This window comes from Gillisia sp. JM1, assembly GCF_000424645.1.
Classification (GTDB): domain Bacteria; phylum Bacteroidota; class Bacteroidia; order Flavobacteriales; family Flavobacteriaceae; genus Gillisia.
In genome coordinates, this window is sequence record NZ_KE384218.1 from 932,245 (window position 1) to 952,470 (window position 20,226).

The window sequence follows — 20,226 nt, forward strand, 5'->3', positions numbered from 1 at the left end:
GGGGATATCCAATAAAAGAGTTGATAAGATTGTATAATTATTAAGAAACTACCTAAAAGCAGTTGTATAAAATAACTTATCTTTGATTTTTAGTATAACTGGAATACAAGTATGAAGATTATTATTGCCGGAGCTGGAGAAGTTGGATTTCATCTGGCAAAACTCCTATCCTACGAATCTCAAGATATTACTCTTATAGATAATAATAGGGATAATTTAGTATATGCAGATACTCACCTGGATATACGTACCTTAAAAGGAGATGCTACTTCAATTCAGATTCTTAAAGAAGCTCAAGTAAAAAATGTAGATCTTGTGATTGGCGTAACTTCTAGTGAAGCTACTAATATCACGGTTTGCGTTTTGGCAAAACAACTTGGTGCTAAACGCACAATTGCCCGTATTTCTAATACCGAGTTTTTAGATTATAAAGAGGAAATTGGATTTGATAAATTTGGAATAGATGAGCTTATTTCCCCAGAAGCTCTTGCAGCTACGGAAATAGAACTCCTACTTAACCAATCTGCTTTTAATGATAGTTACGAATTTGAAAATGGCGCTTTAACTATGATTGGGGTAAGTCTTTCTAGAACGGCAACTTTTGTAGGCAAAACCGTAAAGCAAGCAGCTAAAATTTTTCCAGAATTACATTTTGTACCAATAGCAATTCAGCGGTTTGGTACTCAATATACCCTTATACCTAGGGGAGACACCCAGTTTAAAGAAGGCGATCAAGTTTATTTTATTACTGTTGCTAGTGGTGTAGATGAGCTTTATAAGCTTACAGGGAAGGTAAAGCAAACAATTAAAAATGTAATGATTCTTGGTGGAAGCAAAATCGGAAAGAAAACAGCTTTAGATCTATCCCTAAACAATTTCAATGTGAAATTGATAGAAAATAATCGTGAAAAAGCCTTTGATCTTGCAGATGAGCTACCTAATACCTTAGTTATAAACAGCGATGGTAGAAATGTAGAGCTTTTAGAGGAAGAAAATATTCATGATATGGATGCATTTATAGCGGTAACAGGTAATTCTGAAACTAACATTATGTCTTGTCTTGTAGCCAAATCGAAAAGTGTTAAAAAGACTATTGCTTTGGTAGAAAATATGGATTATTTTCAATTAAGCCATTCTATTGGGATAGATACACTTATTAATAAAAAACTTTTAGCAGCAAATAATATTTTCAGATTTATAAGAAAAGGAGAAGTGGTAGCTATGACCAAGCTCAATAACATGAATGCTGAATTATTAGAATTTATTGTGAAGCAAACTTCTGAAGTTTGCGACAAAAAAATAAAAGATCTAGATTTTCCTAGATCAGCAATCATCGGAGGAATTATCCGTGATGGAGAAGGAATAATTGCTTTAGGAGATTTTATGATTCGCGCTGGCGATAGAATTGTAGTATGCTGCTTACCAAGATCTATAAATAAAGTCGAAAAACTTTTCCTATAATGCCTAAATTGAATTATAAAATCATCTCACACATTATGGGGTTACTCCTTTTATGTAATGGTGGTTTTATGCTATTGGCTGTAGTTGTAAGTTGGTATTATGAAGATGGAGTGGCCTTGCAAATTTCATCGGCTGCATTACTCACTATGTTTGTAGGAACTGTTCTCATGTTTTTTACGAGAGGGCATAGAAAAGAAATCAAAAAAAGAGAAGGATATATTGTTGTTACTTTTGGGTGGATTTTTATGGCTTTAAGTGGCTCACTACCATATATTTTTTCTGAAGCAATCCCAGATTTTACCAATGCTTTTTTCGAAACAATGTCGGGGTATACTACTACAGGTGCGACCATTATCAATGATATTGAATCTATTCCAAAAGGAATTTTATTTTGGAGAAGCCTTACGCATTGGATAGGGGGAATGGGGATTATTGTGTTAGCCATTGCGATCCTGCCATTATTAGGAATAGGAGGGATGCAGCTTTTTTCTGCGGAAGCACCAGGTCCTAGTGCCGATAAGTTAAAGCCGCGTATTACCGATACAGCAAAGAGATTATGGCTTATTTATTTCTTATATACAGTAGCCGAAACAATATTACTTAAGGTAGCAGGAATGAGCTTCTTCGATGCAATTAATCATTCTTTAAGCACGCTTTCTACCGGAGGTTTTTCAACTAAAAATGCTAGCCTTGCGTATTGGAATAATCAGCCCATTATTCAATATATAATTATAGTTTTTATGTTCTTGGCGGGTTCTAATTTCGTTTTGAGTTATTTCAGTTTCAAAGGGAAATTTCAGAAAGTGTTGCATGACGATGAGTTTAAATGGTATTGCATCTTTATCGCTTCATGTACTCTTGTTGCTTCATTGATTATTTATTATCAGGCAGATGTTTCTCTATCTTCTATAGCTCATCCAATGGTTTGGGGTGAGGGAGAAAGTGCTTTTAGACATTCCTTGTTTCAAGTACTTACGATTATTACTACTACAGGATTTATTAGTGCAGATTATACATTATGGACTCCATTTTTAACTGTAATGTTCTTTGGGTTAATGTTTTTAGGTGGCTCAGCTGGATCTACTGCTGGTGGGGTAAAGGTAATGCGTCACTTGATTTTAATAAGGAATGGAGTCACAGAATTTAAGCGTAGTCTGCACCCAAATGCTATATTACCGGTTCGTTATAATAAGAGATCTATAAAACAAGAAATTGTATTCAATATCCTTGGATTTTTTATTCTATATATGTTATCCTTTATAATTGGAGCTTTAGTATTTGCTTTTATGGGAATAGATTTTATGACGGCAATTGGAGGTGCGGCATCTTCTTTGGGTAATATTGGCCCTGCACTTGGAGGACTTGGACCTGTTAATAATTATGACATTTTACCAGCTGCGGGAAAGTGGTGGTCGGCTTTTTTGATGCTTATTGGTAGACTGGAATTGTTTACAGTCTTAATATTATTAACTCCATTTTTCTGGAGAAATAGATAAAAACAACAAAAATAAAACATAAAAAAATCTCCATATTTCTATGGAGATTTTTTGATTAATATACTTTTAGCTTTAAGAAACAGCTTCTTTAATTCTTTTTAAAGCTTCTGTTATCTGATCTTCACTTGCGGCATAGGATATTCGAATACAATTTGGATTTCCAAAAGCATCTCCTGTAACCGTTGCTACTAATGCTTCTTCTAGCAGAAACATAGAGAAATCTGTTGCGTTATTTATCTTATGACCTTTTAATGTTTTTCCGAAGAAATAAGAAATGTTTGGAAATACATAAAAAGCACCTTCAGGTTCTGGTGTTTTAAAACCTTTAATAGTGTCCATTAGTGATATAATTAATTTACGACGTTCCTTGAAGGTGTCTACCATAAATTTAATTTCACTCACAGGAGCAAGTAATGCTGTAATTACAGCTCGTTGAGCAATACAGTTCGCACCACTTGTAATTTGTCCTTGCATTTTATTGCAAGCTCTTGCAATCCATTCTGGTGCTCCAATGTAACCAATTCTCCATCCTGTCATGGCGAAGGCTTTAGAAACTCCATTCACAGTGACGGTACGATCATACATATCACCAAAATCTGCCATAGACGCATGCTCACCTACAAAATTTATATGTTCATAGATTTCATCACTTAAAATAATAATATTTGGATAATCTACAAGTACATCTGCCAAGGCTCTTAACTCTTGCTTGCTATATACCATTCCGCTTGGATTACAAGGAGAACTGTACCAGATCATTTTAGTTTTAGGAGTGATTGAATCTCTCAGTTGCTGAGGTGTAATTTTAAAATTACTCTCTACAGTAGTTGGAACTTCTACAGGGACACCTTCTGCAAGTTTCACTATTTCAGCATAGCTTACCCAGTAAGGGCATGGTAAAAGGACTTCATCTCCTGGATTCAGCAATACCATCGCAGCATTTGCTAAGGATTGTTTGGCACCGGTAGATACTACAATCTGTGCTCTATTATAAGTGAGATTGTTATCTCTTTTAAATTTAGTGATAATGGCGTCCTTTAACTCTACATAACCATCTACAGGAGTGTAGCTATTATAATTATCATTGATTGCCTGAATTGCGGCATCTTTAATGAAATCGGGTGTGTTAAAGTCGGGCTCACCGAGACTCAATCCAATTATATCCTTCCCTTCTTCTCTCAGTTCTCTGGTTTTAGCCGCCATAGCCAAGGTTTGAGATGTCGCCAAATTATTAATACGGTCAGATAAATGTTTTTGCATAAAACAGAAGATTAAATTTTTTAAGCGGAAATAGGTTTAGCGCCCATTTCTTTTAAGTATTTAAAGTGAGCAGCGATCGCTCCTCTAGTAGTCTTGAATTCATTATAAGGTAAATTACATTCCCTTGCAGTTTGTTTTACGATTTCAGCAATTTTTGTATAATGGATATGGCTTATATTAGGGAAGATATGATGTTCTACCTGATGATTAAGTCCGCCTGTAAACCAATTGACCAATCTATTCTTAGTAGCAAAATTTACCGTAGTGAATAATTGATGGATCGCCCATGTATTTTTCATAGAGCCAGTTTCGTCTGGTAAGGGCATTTGGGTTTCGTTTACAACATGTGCAAGTTGAAATACAATACTTAAGATTAGCCCTGCTGTATAATGCATTACAAAAAAGCCAATCAAGATCTTCCACCAAGCAATAGAAACAAAAAGCATAGGAATTACAATCCAAACAGATACGTATATTAATTTTGTGATAGCAATTATGCTCCACTGTTTTGTTGGTGAAGGCATTTTTCCATAGGAAAGTTTTCTTGCCAAATAATTCTTAGTTTGTTTAAAATCTGTAGTGAGAGCCCAATTAAATGTTAGTAAGCCATAAAGGAATACTGAATAATAATGCTGAAACTTATGGATTTTATGCCATTTGGAGTGTTTAGAAAAACGTATAACCCTTCCAGCATCTAGATCTTCATCATGCCCATGAATATTTGTATACGTATGGTGCAAAACATTGTGCTGTACCTGCCAGTTATAAACGTTTCCCGCTAGAACATAGATTGTTCCTCCCATAAAATTATTTATCCATTTTTTAGAAGAATAAGACCCATGGTTTCCATCATGCATAACATTCATTCCTACACCTGCCATTCCTGCTCCCATTATAATTGTAAGAACTAACATCCACCATTGTGAGATATCTAAACTTAAAATTAAAAAGTAAGGCGCAAGGAATAAAGAAAACATTACAATTGTTTTTAAATGTAGTTTCCAATTTCCAGTTTTAGAAATATTATTATCCTTAAAATAGGCGTTTACACGTTTATTTAGGGTTTTGAAAAATTTTACTGAATCTACTCGAGAAAATTTAATTTGATTTTTATCTACTGCCATTTTATATATCTCTAATTCCAAAGGTAAAACATTCTACAATGAGCATGCCTTAATTGGGGAAAATTAACGTGATAATTTTAATTACTTTAGCATCCTAAAATATAAAACCTTGGATTTAATAAAAAAATACTTTCCAGATCTAACACCTCATCAATTAGACCAATTCCAAGCGATGCAGGCATTATATAAGGATTGGAACCTTAAAATAAATGTTGTTTCAAGAAAGGATATAGAAGAATTGTACCTTAGACATGTACTTCATTCTCTTGGAATTGCCAAAGTTCAAAAATTTAATCCGGGCGCTAAAATTTTAGATGTGGGCACCGGTGGAGGGTTTCCAGGTATTCCTTTAGCAATTCTTTTTCCTGAATCTCAATTTCATTTAGTAGACTCTATTGGAAAAAAAATAAAAGTGGTTGATGAAGTCGTGGAAGGCTTGCAATTAAAGAATGTGAAAACCACTAATTCTCGAGTTGAAGAAATTGAAGGAGAGTACGATTTTATAATTAGTAGGGCAGTAGCTGTTATGCCTTCGTTTGTTTCTTGGGTAAAGGGTAAAACAGCTAAGAACAGCAACCATGATTTAAAGAATGGAATTTTATATTTGAAAGGTGGAGATCTGTCTGAAGAACTAAAAACCTATAAAACAGCAAGTATTTATGATTTAACAGATTATTTTGAAGAGGAATTTTTTGAAACTAAAAAAGTGGTTCATCTTCCATTAAAATATAAATAATGGAACTGTATGTCCGCTTTTGCTCCAGTAAATAGTTTTTTATTAATTAATTACAGGTTGTTACCGTCATGCTGAACTTGTTTCAGCATCTCAAATATGTGGTATAAGACCCTGAAACTCCCGATGGTTCTGGACAGGGTGACGCGACCATTTCAGATAGGATAATTTGGTCACTGGACTCTAAACAGATATACAATAATGGAATTGAAAAATGGTGCAATATGAAAAGGGTTGATTGTTAAATAAATCAACCCTTTTTTTTGTATAAAACCGCCCTTCACTATTACTTCATTAAAATAATGTTTTTAGACATTTCCCCTTTTTCTGAATACATTTTTACTAAGTAAACGGCCATAGGAAATTCTTTAACTCCTAATGTCATCATTTTTTTATTTTCTATATTCTCATATTCCTGAATTTTTTGTCCTAAGAGATTATAAATAACAACCTTTTGTATAGCTAGATTGTCAGGATTTATAATTGCCAATTCTCGGTTTGTAGTCATATAAACAATATCCAGACTTGTATCGAGGTCTTCCCCATCTTGTGGGTCTACAGAGCCTTCTTCTTCACCATCAGGATTTGATTCTTCTTCAGTTTCTTCTTCTTCGGCCTCTTCAGATTCGTCACCTATTTTTTCGAATACTATTTGAAAACGCTCATAGTAAGCTCCAGGTTCCAATTCTATTTTGAATTCAGATTCTCTTAAATCATGATATAATTTAGTTTCAAGATCCTTTAAATAGATTGTGGTATTGTCAGGGATATTCTCCAATTCGTTAATTTCTATAGTTGTTTCTCCTGCTTTAGAAATATAAACCCCTATCGGTAATACTTGGTCGGGATTAAAATTTTTAACCCCTTGGATAACATATTCATAATTATTAATTAACCAAAAGAAATCTTCTTCACTATAATCATTTAAAGCTGCGTCATATCCTAGGTCGAAGCCATTAGTTGCATATTCACTGGTACCAACCAAAATTTGTCTATGATAACCCATAGGAGATCTAAAATTTAATCTGATTTTAGATTCTGACATTTCTTCTTTTCCTTTCTTAGCAATATATTCTGGTCTCAAGAACTGCGAGGAATCAGTAGCTTCAGTTTTAAAAACTCTCTGACTATTCTTGAAAACTACATTTCCACCAAAAGCCTCATAATTTTCTGGTAGCTCTTCGTCTAATACTGTATTAATAAAAAAACCTTGACCTACAGGAATGTATCGTCCAGGTTTATTATCGTCAGAAGTAACTTCACCAGTGTTGCTGTTTATCCTGTCGTCTGTTGCAATAGCTTTGACTCCTCCTACTAAGTTGTATGTAGCATACCCACCTACATATTCCCTTAAAACATGATTATCATTTTTACCACCAAAATGATCCCAAAAGTATAATGCACCGTTGAATATGTTTTTAGTATTTGTTCCTCCGCTATCTTTTAAATTATCCAAGATGAATTTTTTTGCATCTATTGCAGAAGAATAAGGATTACCTAACATGTAATTTTGATTTTCACCTACTTTTAGAGTTATATCTCCATTGTTTGGTTTTCCTCTAAATACATAGTTCTGTTTATCTGAAATTTCAGCATTTCCAGAAGTTCCTTTCATAGTATATCCTTCTCCCACATTAAGTATCCCTGTACTCCCTATATGTTCGTAATCACTATATTCATCTGCGTTCCCTTTAAATTTATAGATCCAGCGATTGCTTATTTTTCTTGGATTTGCAGCAGCTCCATCAGCAAAAGTAACTCCATCTCCAAAATTTATGATTTTTGGTGATTCGGGATTTGTACCATCCATTAAAACAGATGCAACTGTATAAGTTGTATCTTTTTTTGCAGTATTAGATGTATTCTGCTCCACGACTGGTGAACTCCAATAATTGTAATTATAACTCCTCGCAGTCCCTTGTTGATCTCTTTCAATATAACCAGAACTGGAATTATCTAAGATACTTCCTTCGGTTTGTACTAATTGGGATTCTCCATTGAAATCTATATTACCATTTAAAAGTAGGTATCTAGAGATATTTAATCCTGATCCCTCACCATTATTAGATAGAAGGGTTGGTCCCGGGTTGGTCCCATCCATAGTTAAGCTACCTTCTACCAAAAGGCCTAATAATTTCAGTTCTTTATTATTGCTAACATGTGTTATATCATCATTAGATCTTATTTTCACAATATTCCAATTTATAGAATCATTTGTATTAGTATTGATTCCTTTACTATTTGGAATATCCCAATCATTTGGTTGTGCCCAAGTAGATAGAGTTTTCCAATCTCCACTTTTAGCAGTTACATATGGTAGGGGGGCAGTATTTTTTTGAGTGCTTAAAATGTTTATTAAACGTCCATTAATTTTATTTTGAGCTAAATCTTTTGTAAACCCGGAAGCTACATCTGTTGCAATTAACCGGTAATATCCTGTCAAATTCGTCCAGGGTAATCCATACGCATCCTGATTTGGAATGATTGTACCTTGAACAGGACTTACTCCTTCTTGAACTCTCTGATTCATTAAGAACTGAAGTTGTTTTTGGGTCAATGCGGTATCCCAAATTCTAACTTCTTCAATCCATCCTTTAAAGAAATTCTCAGGATTAATTAAATCGGTACTAGTATTTACTGCGCCAATTAAAAAACGATCATCTAAAATATCAGGAGATCCTGGTGCGGTAGAACTAACTTTAATACCATCCACATATAGCCCAGTATCATTACCACCTATTACTATGGCAATATGATACCATCTATCAGCTCTAATAATATAATCTGAAGCAATTGAGGAAGATGTATTCCATCTGAATTTAGGATATGAATTCTCAATAATAAGATCAAACCCACCTTTGCTCAAATCATTATTATCTCTCTTAGATAAGATAGTTTTCGTCCCCGTAAGATCCAATGGTCTTATCCATGCTTCCATTGTATAGGTAGAAGTTGGGTTATAGTTATTGCCTAAATCGATATGGTCATCTCCTCCATCAAAATCTAGGGTGCTGCAATTACTGAAAGTAATTTTTACTTCATCAGCACCACCGCAAGGCACGGTCCATTGTAAAGTATAAGTGCCAGAAGTTTGAATGGTAAATACACACTTCGGACTATTCTTATCAGAAAATGTTGCTTCTGAATTCCCATTTATTACAGACCACGCGCCAAATTCTTCATCTCCGGTGACGGGGTTAATGTAGGTAGGGAAAATGGCATCTAATACTACTTTATTTACTCCACAACTAAGAGTTACATCATTGCCTGCATTTGCAATAACTTCGGTAGGCGCCACAATGACTATTGGTAAAGTTTTATCACAACCATTATCATCTATTACCTTAACCCAAGTTGGTCCTGAAGTAAGGTTAGAGCCTGTTGCCGTAGTTTGTCCATTTTCCCAGGTATAAATATAAGGAGCTTTTCCGCCTGTAGCATTAACTGTTATCTTTGCATTATTTCCGTTATAACAAGACAAACCTACTCTAGATATTTCGGTAAGATTCAAAGGATTGCTAGGCGGAGTAACCTCAATATTTTGAACATTATATGATTTGCTATCGCGTAAATTTGTATTACCACCTTTATTATCAGTTACTGTAAGACTATACTCACCTACTGCTAAACTGTTGAAAGTATATTTGTTAGAAGTCTGAATAGGACTTTCAAATATTTTTGGTGGATCTGTTACTGGATATGTTTGAGTTAAAATGAATTGAATTGTTCCCTGGCTTCCTGCGGCTCTTGCAGTTATCTGGCCATTGGGGTTATTTATACAAAGTACCTGACTTCCTTTAGCAGACGCTGATAATGGGGAAGGTACGACTTGAGGTTCCTCTAATCCAATACATTTAGGGGAATCTGTATAAGAATTACATTCTGTTTTATTTGATTGTGTGCCAGCGCTAATAAATAGCTTTTCTAAAGTGATTATATCTCCACAATTGTAATCTATATCGGTAATTTTCTGAGGTTTATTTCTATCTATTTCTCCTAGCCTACAATCTGATGTTTCGATGTATTCAGTAATTGTTCCGTTTGGATGACTTACTATGATCACATATTCAGTATAGAAGTTATATCTTCTAGATTGTCCTGGTTCAAAAACATCTACCCAAACCCCTTCTCCAGTAATATCACCGCACTTAGTAGTGTCATATGGCACACCATCAGGGTCACCTAAATAAAAATCACTTACGTTCAAATCATTAGCGGTACATTTTCCGTAACATTCACCAACGAAAATAGTTAGGGATGTACTATAAGTAATGTCATTGCCATTAGAATCAATTCTTGGAACTTCATCTGTAATAGTTAAGTTTATAGTTCTTTGACCAGGTGAATTATATTCTATTATATACTCTCCATTGGCATCAGGACCAATTTTTGATGATGGGTTTTCAAAATCCCAGACGATAGTATAATCGCCTGTTCCTCCTCTTAAATTTTCAGTGTTAAAAAAAGAAGTTCTAAGTTCTTCAGTTCCACCATTGCCTATACATCTGGATGAAGCACTAATTTCTACAAATAAAGCATCATAAATTGTAAAGGGAGTAGGAATAGGATTAATGGGACACTCATTAGCATCAGTAACGCTAACTGTATATTTTCCTGCTATTAAGTCTTTTGCTGTCTGTCCTATTTGTTCGCCTAATAGTTCACCATTCTCATTGAACCAAGCGTAAGTGTATGGTTTAGTGCCCCCTTCTACTATAGCGGTTGCAGTTCCTGTTGCACTACCAAAGCTGGTTGTTTCTGTAGTTTTCACTTCGGTAATCGCTAAAGCTACTGGTTCAGTAATGGAAATGTTTTGTGTGGCAGAACACCCATTTTCATCTATAACTTCTACTAGATATTTTTTTTGAGTTAACGCCTCCGCAGTGTTATCGGCTAAAACATTTCCATCTAAATAATAATTCAGAGTACCCGTTCCTCCTTCAGCATTAATTGTAATACTTGCATTATTAACTCCATTACATCCTGTATTGATAGAAACATTATTTATTTTCACGAAGGATTCCGGTTCAATAATGGTAATGTTATCTGTTGCTGTACATCCATTTGAGTCGGTAACAATAACACTATAATTTTCAGGACCTAAGCCTGTTTTTTTTGGTCCCGCTCCTTGAGAGCCCCAGTCGTATGTGAAAGGTGCTACTCCTCCAGTCACTATTCCCTCTACTTCCCCTGTGGAAGCTCCACTACATAAAATATCTGTTTTGTCAATAAAAACTGAAATTTGATTAATGGTAATGGTTTGTTCTAGGCTTTGAGATGAGTTACCAGAATCATCTGTAAAAGTCCAAAATATAGTTCCAGATGTGGTAAATGTTGTAGACCTATTTGGTGTTACCGTAACATTAGAATCGCAGATATCATTTGTTGTAGGAGGAATAACTATGTATTCACAACCCCAAATTATATCCTGTAATACCGGTATATTTGGAGGAGTCACGTCTTCAACTGTAACTATAGCTGTTTCAGTTGAAACATTATCATTGTTATCTGTAACAGTAAGAGTTACAGTATTTGCCCCGATATTTGAACATGTAAATGAGCTCTGGCTCACACTAAAAGACTTTATTCCACAGGCATCATTAGACCCATTATCAACATCAGCGGCAGTGATAGTTGTATTTCCGCTTGCATCTAAGTGTACTGTGATGTTTTTAGTCAGTGCTGTTGGAGCTACATTATCTTTTACTGTAACTATAGCTGTTTCAGTTGAAACATTATCATTGTTATCTGTAACAGTAAGCGTTACAGTATTTGCCCCGATATTTGAACATGTAAATGAGCTCTGGCTCCCACTAAAAGACTTTATTCCACAGGCATCATTAGACCCATTATCAACATCAGCGGCAGTGATAGTTGTATTTCCGCTTGCATCCAATTGTGCTGTGATGTTTTTAGTCAGTGCTGTTGGAGCTACATTATCTTTTACTGTAACTATAGCTGTTTCAGTTGAAACATTATCATTGTTATCTATAACAGTAAGCGTTATAGTATTTGCCCCGATATTTGAACATGTAAATGAGCTCTGGCTCACACTAAAAGACTTTATTCCACAGGCATCATTAGACCCATTATCAACATCAGCGGCAGTGATAGTTGTATTTCCGCTTGTATCTAATTGTACTGTGATGTTTTTAGTCAGTGCTGTTGGAGCTACATTATCATTATCACAAGAATCTAAATTGAAAATTTTTTCAAAAGAAATGAAATAATGGAAATTGGTGGATTGATCTACGTGGTTTTGTATTTTCTCGTTTAAACTTGACTTTAACCGGTGAGTGACAGAAGGTGATTTTAACTTAGAGCTAACCTGTTTCGAAAATTCAAAGAATTGTTTCTCCTTAGCGAATAAAGAAAATTGTACTGAGAATGTTAAATAATACTTGTTTTTCCCCGCAGACTCATTCTCTAACTCAATGAGAAAGGATGGAGGGATGTTGGCGTAAGTAGTAAAATACGAACCTATTAACAATAAACTTAATAGGATGGTTCGAACCTTTGGGGTAATTTTAACCATGCAAAATTTGTTACAATTGTTTCCAAATGTACGTAGTTTACACGAAAATAGTTTTGATAAAGGGCAAAAAAATTAGGTAAAACGCATAAATACTGTGAATTAGCTAGTTTATATTGTCGGAAATCTAATATATGTACGAATTTTAATACTAATTTTTCATAATGATCTTTTGAGTGATTATCTCATTGGCAGTTTTTAATTTAACAATGTATACTCCAGATGGATAGTTTTTAATGCTAATCCGAGCTTCTTTCACATTCGGGATAGAGGAATGATCTTCTAACAATTTTCCGTTTAGATCATACAAATAAAGATGGGAAATCAAAATTTCATCCTTATTTAAGATCTGTATTTCATTATCTCTATAATTATGTTTTAAACTTAAAAGGAAATCTTTAGGTTCTTCCGTAACTATTTGAACTGTATCTGTTGGAGTCTCTTGCTCTTTAAAGAAGATCAATGCAAATCTATCTACTATATAACCTGGCTTCGTAGTAGTTTCATAAGCAACTTCTTTTATATCATGTATACTATCATTCAATTTATCATGAATATAAACTTCTTTATCTTCAGGTAGATTCTCCCAGGATTTTAAACTAATAGTTATAGGTCCTTCTTTATCTATCATCATTCCAATTGGAAGAACTTGTTCTTTATCAAAATTAGATACTCCTTGAATTACAAATTCATGTTCTTTTATTAGCCAGAACATATCTTCCACGTTATATTCATTAAGAGGAGCATCATAACCAAGATCAAAACCATTAGTTGCATATGGGCTTATTCCAACCAGAAGCTCTCTTCGATAACCTTTAGGAGAATGGAAATTTATTCTGATTTTTCCTAGTGGCGCAGCCTCCTTAGAAGTTTCTTCGGTTTTCTCTTGCGCTAAAAATTGAGAGCTGCCAACCGCTTCCCTTGCAAAAACTCTCTGGCTATTTTTAAATACCACATCTCCGCCTACAATCGTTTCAACTCCAGAAAGAGATGGATCGGGCATAGAATTCACAAAGAAGCCTTGCCCCACAGGAATATATTGCCCTGGTGTTTTGCTGGCAACAGCATCTGTGTTACTGTTAATTCTATCGTCCATTGCGATGGCTTTAACACCATCAATAAGATTATAGGTTGCATAACCTCCAACATATTCTCTTAGAATATGAGTCTTTCCTGCAAAATGATCCCAGAAATATACGGCTCCGGTAAATACATTTTTACTGTTTAAACCTCCGCTATCCTTAATATTATCTAAAATGAATTTTTTAGCATCAATTGCAGAAGGGTAAGGATTTCCAATTAGATAGTTTTGATCTTTTCCAATAGTAAGCTTGATAGTTCCGTTGTTAGGCCTTCCCTTGTAAACATAATTTTGTCTATCTGCAATAGCAGCATCTCCAGAGGTGCCTTTCATAGTATAGCCTTCTCCTTGCTTTAAAACTCCATTGCTTCCAATATGTTTCCATTCAGAGTATTCATCTGCGGTTCCTCTAAATTTCCAGATCCAATAATTGCTTATTTTTCTTGGATTAGAATAGTTTCCGTCGGCAAAGGTTACGCCATTTCCAAATAATATATTTTTAGTGTTATCAGTATCGGTTCCATCCAACATAACCTTGGAGATCATATAGTTGGTATCTAAGGTGCCTTGATCTACCACGGGTGATGACCAATAATTATAGTTGTAGCTACTCGCTGTTCCTTGTTGATCGCGTTTAACAAAACCTGAACTGGTAGTTTCTAAGATGCTTCCTTCCGTTTGAACCAACTGAGATTCACCTGTAAGATTTATGCTTCCATTTAGATCTAAATAATGTGTGATGGTAATACCTTGTCCAGAATTTTTTTCGTCTAAGCTTTGATTTGGATTTGCCATATTAAGCTCACCAATTTGAGAAAGTAGGCCAAGCATGTAGATATCTTTTCCTCCTGACGTAATATCATGTGCTATTTGCGCAATATTCCAATTAATAGGTTCTCCATTAATTCCTAAACTATTAGGAGCATCCCATACATCTGGGCGTTTCCAAGTGTTTTTATTTCTCCATTGACCAGTTGCTCTAGAAATGTAAGGAAGGGGAGCTGAATTTTCTTGAGTAGTTTCAATATTCTTTAATTGTCCATCTGCTTTTGCAGTAGCTTTATCTGGAGTAAATCCATTCACTAGTTCATTTCCTATAAGTTGATAATAACCTGATAGATTTGCATAAGCTAGATCCCCAGGAACAACCAATGGAAGTACAGTTCCTTTAACTGGGCTTACATTCACTTCTAAACGTTGATTCATCATGAATCTTAATTGTTCTTCTTGTAATGCATTTTGCCATATTCTAACTTCTTCTATCCAACCGTGAAAATAATTCACCGGATTTTCCGGTTTATTTCCTCTAAAAATAGCTCCAATAAGAAAGGGACTAGAGGTTGCTGTAGGATTGCTGGCACTTCCATTTCCTACTTTAATTCCGTCTACATATAATTTAGCTTGGCCATCAGTAAATATGACCGCAACATGATACCATCTTGAAGTGGTTAATTTATAGGAAGATGTTACTGTTGAATTTCCCCATTTAAATGTTGGAGATCCACTATTTATTGAAAGATCATAGCCTCCAGCAGAAATATTTTGAGAATCTCTTTTAGAAACTATTGTACGTTGTCCATTCACTGAATTTAATTTAACCCAAGCTTCAACAGTAAAATTACCTGAGTCCAAGTTATAATTATCTCCCATGCTAATATGATCATCTATTCCATCAAAATCTAACGTACTACAATCAGCAGTAAAGGAAATAATCATCTCATCACCAGTTGTACAGGTATTGGTTTCATTCGCAATAGTCCATTTTAGCGTATAGATTCCAGCCGTTCCTGTAAAATAAGATTGAGCATTATTTGGTTCATTAATTTGTCCTCCAGTTCCGGAAACAATGGTCCATGTTCCAGTTCCTTCCAAAGGAACATTTCCTGCAAGATTGGTTCCATTAAATCCGCAACTAAAATTTTGATCTTCACCGGCAGTTGCTAGTGTAATTTGAGCTGGTTCTACTATGGTCACAGTTTCAATAGCCTGACATCCATTTTTATCGATAATTGTAATGGTATATTCACCAGCTGTTAAATTATTCGCGGTAGCGGTTATTTGCTCACTTGCATCATTCCATAAGTAAGTATAATAACTATCTCCTGTTTCAGAAACAAAAGGAGTTCCACCAGTTGGTGTAACAGTAGCTTCTCCAGTTTGACCAAAACAAATAGGATTAGTTGAATTAACTGAAAGAGTAATTGGTGAAAGTGGCTGATTGATAGTTACAGGTGCTGCTTGAAACACAGTTCCCTCATTATCCTTAACCCAAACTGTATGACTTCCCGCGGTTAAATTATGAAATTCATTGCTACTTTGATATCCAGAGGTAGCATTAGTTATACTGTATTGATATGGGCCGTAACCACCATTTGCTTTTACGGTAACAATTCCAGTGTTAGATCCATTACATAATAATTCATTTGGAGTTGCTCTGGCATAAAGTGGTGTAATTACAACCTCATTATTATTTGTGGAATAACATTTAGGGTTAGGCCCTTGTCCACATTTCCATTTAATATTGTTAGAGAAGGTCATATATACATTCTCAATTGTTAATAGATCTCCACACTCCCAATCCAATTGAATTGTTTGCACTTTTTGGGGAATTGCTTGATTTTCATAGAAACATAAACCTTTGTTTATATGAGTAGAAGTACCGTCGGCATGTTCTACAGAAAATATATACTCGATGTACATGGAGTATCTATCAGATTGAGTAGGTAAATCAAAGTATAGGAATTTTGGTTGCCCATCTCCACAGGTTTCCGCAGTCACTTTATTTCCATTGGCATCTGCCATGTAAAACGTGTTGATTCCAAAATCGTTCGATCCACAATCATCTTTGAAACACTCCCCAACATATTGAACTATAGATTCTGTTTTGCTTATACCAGTAGCGTCTGTTACCGTTACCGTTATAGTTCTGTTTCCTGTAGAAGAATAATTTACAGTATGAGAACCCGGACCAGTTGAGGTTGCGGGAGTTGCTCCATCACCAAAATTCCATAAATAAGTATAAGGTCCAACTCCGCCAATAGCAGTGCGATCTTCAACTTCAAAATACGAAGTCCTAATCACGTCTATGTCCTCTGGGCAAATAGATGTTGGGATAATTGGAGCTTTTATAGCTTCTATTATAGTTAGTTCTGCGGTTTGAGAACATCCTTTCTGATCTGTTACAGTAACCACATAATTACCGGAAGCTAATCCGTTAGCAGTCTTTGTAGTTTGCAGAACATTTGTTTCATTTTGTTTTCTCCAAGCATATGTGAAACCTGGAGTCCCTCCGGAAGCGTTTGCAGTTGCCGTTCCTGTTGAGGTACCATAAGAAGTAGTTCTAGTTTTTGCAACCTGAATGCTTATTGCAGCAGTTGGTTGAGAAATAATTGTATTTGTACTAAGAGTAACCTCACAAGTTGGATAATCAAGATCTCTAATTCTAACAGTATATGTTCCTGCAATTAGGGAGGTAAATATCGAATCAGTTTGCCAGGTGGATCCATCTATACTATATTCAAAAGCTCCGTGTCCTCCAGTTGCATTATTTATGGACAAAGTCCCGTCAGATCCATTAAAACAATTTACATTGGTGATAACTATAGTAGCATCTAATGCTTCAGGAGCAGCTACTATAACATCAGACTGGGTTGCGCACCCTTTGCTGTCTTTTATGAAAATGGTATAAGAGCCTTCAGCAACATCCGTAAAAATCCCTGTATCATTAAAATTAGTATTGTCTATTGAGTATAAATATCCACCATTTCCACCAGATACTGTACCTGCAGTGATGGTTCCATCATTATTTCCAACACAAGAAGCTTCAGTAGAATTAGCGGGGGTGTAAGTTAGTGGGTCTGGTTCATATATTTCTACGACTCTTTCTATTTTACAGCCGTTTAGATCTCGTACCATTAGTGTGTATGTTCCTGCATATAGTACATGAAAAGTAGCTTCTGAACCAAAATTCACACCATCTATAGAATATTGATAACCTGTTGTACCTCCTCTAACCGCTCCTGCGGTTACGGTAGCATCAGACGCTCCATGACAGCTAATATCCGTTTTCGTTGCTGGATCCATTTCTAATATCTGAGGTCCAGTTAATGTAACAGTTTCTGTTGCAGTACAACCTTTAGCATCTCTTACTGTAATAGTATGATCACCTACATTAAGTTCATTAAACGTATTGCTAGAAATGAAGTTTATCCCGTCCAGAGAATATTCATATTCACCATTTCCACCATTAACAAGTCCTGCAATAATTTCTCCGTCTCCAGAATCGTAACATTTCACATTGAAAAGCTCTGCAGGTTCCATTATTAGGGTAGAAGGTTCAGTTATTTCAATATCTTCAGAAATTGAACAACCTTTAGAATCTTTCACTGTAAGCGTATAATTTCCTCCGCTTAATCCTGTGAAAGTGCCATTGCTTTGAAATGTGGTTCCATTAATAGAATACTCATAATTAGCATTTCCTCCAGAAACTGTTCCGGCGGTAATGCTACCATCAGCTGCTCCAGCACAACCTACAACCTCAAATGTCGCTGCCTGCATGCTGAGTGCAATAGGTTCAATTACTTCAACAGCTTCAGTAATAGTACAAGCTTTAGAATCTCTTGCAGTTATTGTATAAATCCCAGCAGCTAGATCTGTAAAGTTTTTATTTGATTGAAAGTCGGTTCCATTAATAGAATATTCATATCCATTATTCCCTCCAGAAACAGCTCCAGCTACTATTGCTCCATCTGTTTCACCAAAACAAGTTACAGCTGTTAGGGTGGCAGCTTGCATACTCAATACTGAAGGTTGGGTAATTGTAACACTTTCTATTATTAAACAAGCTTTTGAATCTTTAGCAGTTATTATGTAATTACCAGCAGCCAAACCAGTGAAGTTTTTACTGGTTTGAAAGTTACTCCCATCTATAGAATATTCATATCCAGAATTACCTCCAGAAACAGTTCCCGCTGTAATTGTTCCATCCGATGTTCCATTACAACTTGTTGGAGTAAGGGAAGCAGAAGTCATATTTAAAGCAGAAGGTTCGGTGACTGTAATAGTTTCTGTGGCCGTACACCCTTTGGAGTCTCTAACACTAATAGTATACGTGCCAGCACTTTGGCCTGAGAAAGAAGTGTTGGTTTGAAAGTTAGCGCCATTAATGGAATATTCATATCCAGAATTACCTCCAGAAACAGTTCCTGCCGTAATTGTTCCGTCTGCTCCACCATTACAAGAAACTGTAGTTGTGGAAGAACCATTCATTATTAATGGTGAGGGTTCAGAAATTGTGATATTGCCTGTTATTTTACAGTCCTTTGAATCTTTTACAGTTATAGTATAACTAGCTGCAGGGAGATTATTAAATGTTCTTGTAGATTTAAAATTAATTCCATCTATAGAATATAAGTGTGTGCCACTTCCACCAGCTGCAATTCCAACAGTTATAGATCCATCACTCTCTCCATTGCAGCTAACAGATGTAAAGCTAGAATTCTGCATTGTTAATTGGGTAGGTTGTGGTAAGGAAATGCTATTAGAAGTCCTACAGTTATTACCATCTTTAACTGTAATGGTGTAATTCCCTGCTGCTAGATTTGAAAATATATTACTACTCTGAAAATTTGTCCCATCAATAGAATATTCATAAACATTATTTCCACCCGAAACCGAACCTGCTGTAATTACGCCATCATTTCCGCTAAAGCAAGAGACATTAGTTTTAGAAGCAGGATTCATGGTAATTGGAGTAGGACTATTTATTACAAATGTTTTAGACGCAGTTACGGAAAGAGCATCGGTAACATTAATAGTATAGGTTCCAGCTGATAGATTAGTTCTGTTTTTAGAGGTATTAGAATCACTCCACAAATAAGAATAGGGAGCAGTTCCACCATCTACAGATATTGATATGGCTGCATTGTTAACACTATTACAATTTAATTCTGAAATAGTTCCAGTAATAGTAATAGCCTCACTAGTAGTGAATGCGTTCGAATTTATAAAAAGGGAAGAACCAAGAAAGAGTAAAATAAATAATGGAGTTCTTCCCATTAAAGTAATTTTTCCCATAAGTCAATTGTTTTAACAGAAGTTTTGTAAAACTACATTAAAATAATTGAAGAAGCGGGTTGAAATACCTTATTAATCGATGTAATACATTAAAATTTAACTTTGTACGAATAATTTTATCTCATGTGTAGGAAAAAACCTAAGAATTTTCAGTCAATTATATATATGCTTAACCAACTAATATTTTAATAATGTATAGTGCTGAATTATAATTATTTAGAAACATTTTTATTCATTTTGAGTTTTTTACTTTGAGTGCCTGATTTAACTTTCTCTAAATAAACAGAACTGGTGTTTTCTTTAAAACTTTTCCAAGACTGAAAAGTTTTAAACCCATTGCAAGTTTTATTTCCATTAAATTCTAATAAATAGAGTACGTTAAAGCATGCTTCAGGATTTTTCAAACCCTAAACAAAATTTCGATTGGCAATTTTAAGTTTGTTTTTAGCAGAAGGTAATCCAAG

7 protein-coding genes are annotated in these 20,226 nt (G+C 35.0%); 3 read left to right on the top strand and 4 right to left on the bottom strand.

From position 1 onward, the window contains the following. The first annotated feature begins 111 nt into the window (after positions 1 to 111). Together trkA and H033_RS0107540 are read left to right on the top strand one after the other, a co-directional pair. Positions 112 to 1,461, top strand: a complete 1,350-nt coding sequence (trkA, locus tag H033_RS0107535; protein ID WP_026837751.1) for a Trk system potassium transporter TrkA — start codon at positions 112 to 114, stop codon at positions 1,459 to 1,461. Further along, positions 1,461 to 2,957, top strand: a complete 1,497-nt coding sequence (locus H033_RS0107540) for a TrkH family potassium uptake protein (RefSeq protein WP_026837752.1) — start codon at positions 1,461 to 1,463, stop codon at positions 2,955 to 2,957. Before trkA ends, H033_RS0107540 begins: the two co-directional genes overlap by 1 nt. 72 nt (positions 2,958 to 3,029) lie before the next feature. Here H033_RS0107540 and H033_RS0107545 read toward each other — a convergent pair whose 3' ends face one another. Next, positions 3,030 to 4,217, bottom strand: a complete 1,188-nt coding sequence (locus H033_RS0107545) for a pyridoxal phosphate-dependent aminotransferase (RefSeq protein WP_026837753.1) — start codon at positions 4,215 to 4,217, stop codon at positions 3,030 to 3,032. Between the two features lie 20 nt (positions 4,218 to 4,237). Beyond that, the gene (locus H033_RS0107550) at positions 4,238 to 5,341 is read right to left on the bottom strand and encodes a fatty acid desaturase family protein (RefSeq protein WP_026837754.1); all 1,104 of its coding nucleotides are present in this window, start codon (positions 5,339 to 5,341) and stop codon (positions 4,238 to 4,240) included. 109 nt (positions 5,342 to 5,450) lie between these two features. Between H033_RS0107550 and rsmG the strand changes: the two genes are divergently transcribed. After that, positions 5,451 to 6,077 (top strand): 16S rRNA (guanine(527)-N(7))-methyltransferase RsmG, encoded by a 627-nt coding sequence (gene rsmG / locus H033_RS0107555; RefSeq protein ID WP_026837755.1) that lies wholly within the window; start codon positions 5,451 to 5,453, stop codon positions 6,075 to 6,077. Between the two features lie 283 nt (positions 6,078 to 6,360). Here the strand turns inward: rsmG and H033_RS0107560 are convergent, their stop codons facing one another. Together H033_RS0107560 and H033_RS21575 are read right to left on the bottom strand one after the other, a co-directional pair. Next, complete coding sequence (locus H033_RS0107560; RefSeq protein WP_026837756.1) at positions 6,361 to 12,609, bottom strand: LamG-like jellyroll fold domain-containing protein; 6,249 nt, start codon at positions 12,607 to 12,609, stop codon at positions 6,361 to 6,363. Between the two features lie 148 nt (positions 12,610 to 12,757). After that, positions 12,758 to 19,762, bottom strand: a complete 7,005-nt coding sequence (locus H033_RS21575) for a LamG-like jellyroll fold domain-containing protein (RefSeq protein WP_026837757.1) — start codon at positions 19,760 to 19,762, stop codon at positions 12,758 to 12,760. Positions 19,763 to 20,226: the final 464 nt, after the last annotated feature.

Coding starts and splice junctions, on each gene's coding strand:
- H033_RS0107560 (WP_026837756.1), bottom strand. CDS start 12,609: ATGGTTAAAATTACCCCAAAGGTTCGAACCATCCTATTAAGTTTATTG.
- trkA (WP_026837751.1), top strand. CDS start 112: ATGAAGATTATTATTGCCGGAGCTGGAGAAGTTGGATTTCATCTGGCA.
- H033_RS21575 (WP_026837757.1), bottom strand. CDS start 19,762: ATGGGAAAAATTACTTTAATGGGAAGAACTCCATTATTTATTTTACTC.
- H033_RS0107545 (WP_026837753.1), bottom strand. CDS start 4,217: ATGCAAAAACATTTATCTGACCGTATTAATAATTTGGCGACATCTCAA.
- H033_RS0107550 (WP_026837754.1), bottom strand. CDS start 5,341: ATGGCAGTAGATAAAAATCAAATTAAATTTTCTCGAGTAGATTCAGTA.
- H033_RS0107540 (WP_026837752.1), top strand. CDS start 1,461: ATGCCTAAATTGAATTATAAAATCATCTCACACATTATGGGGTTACTC.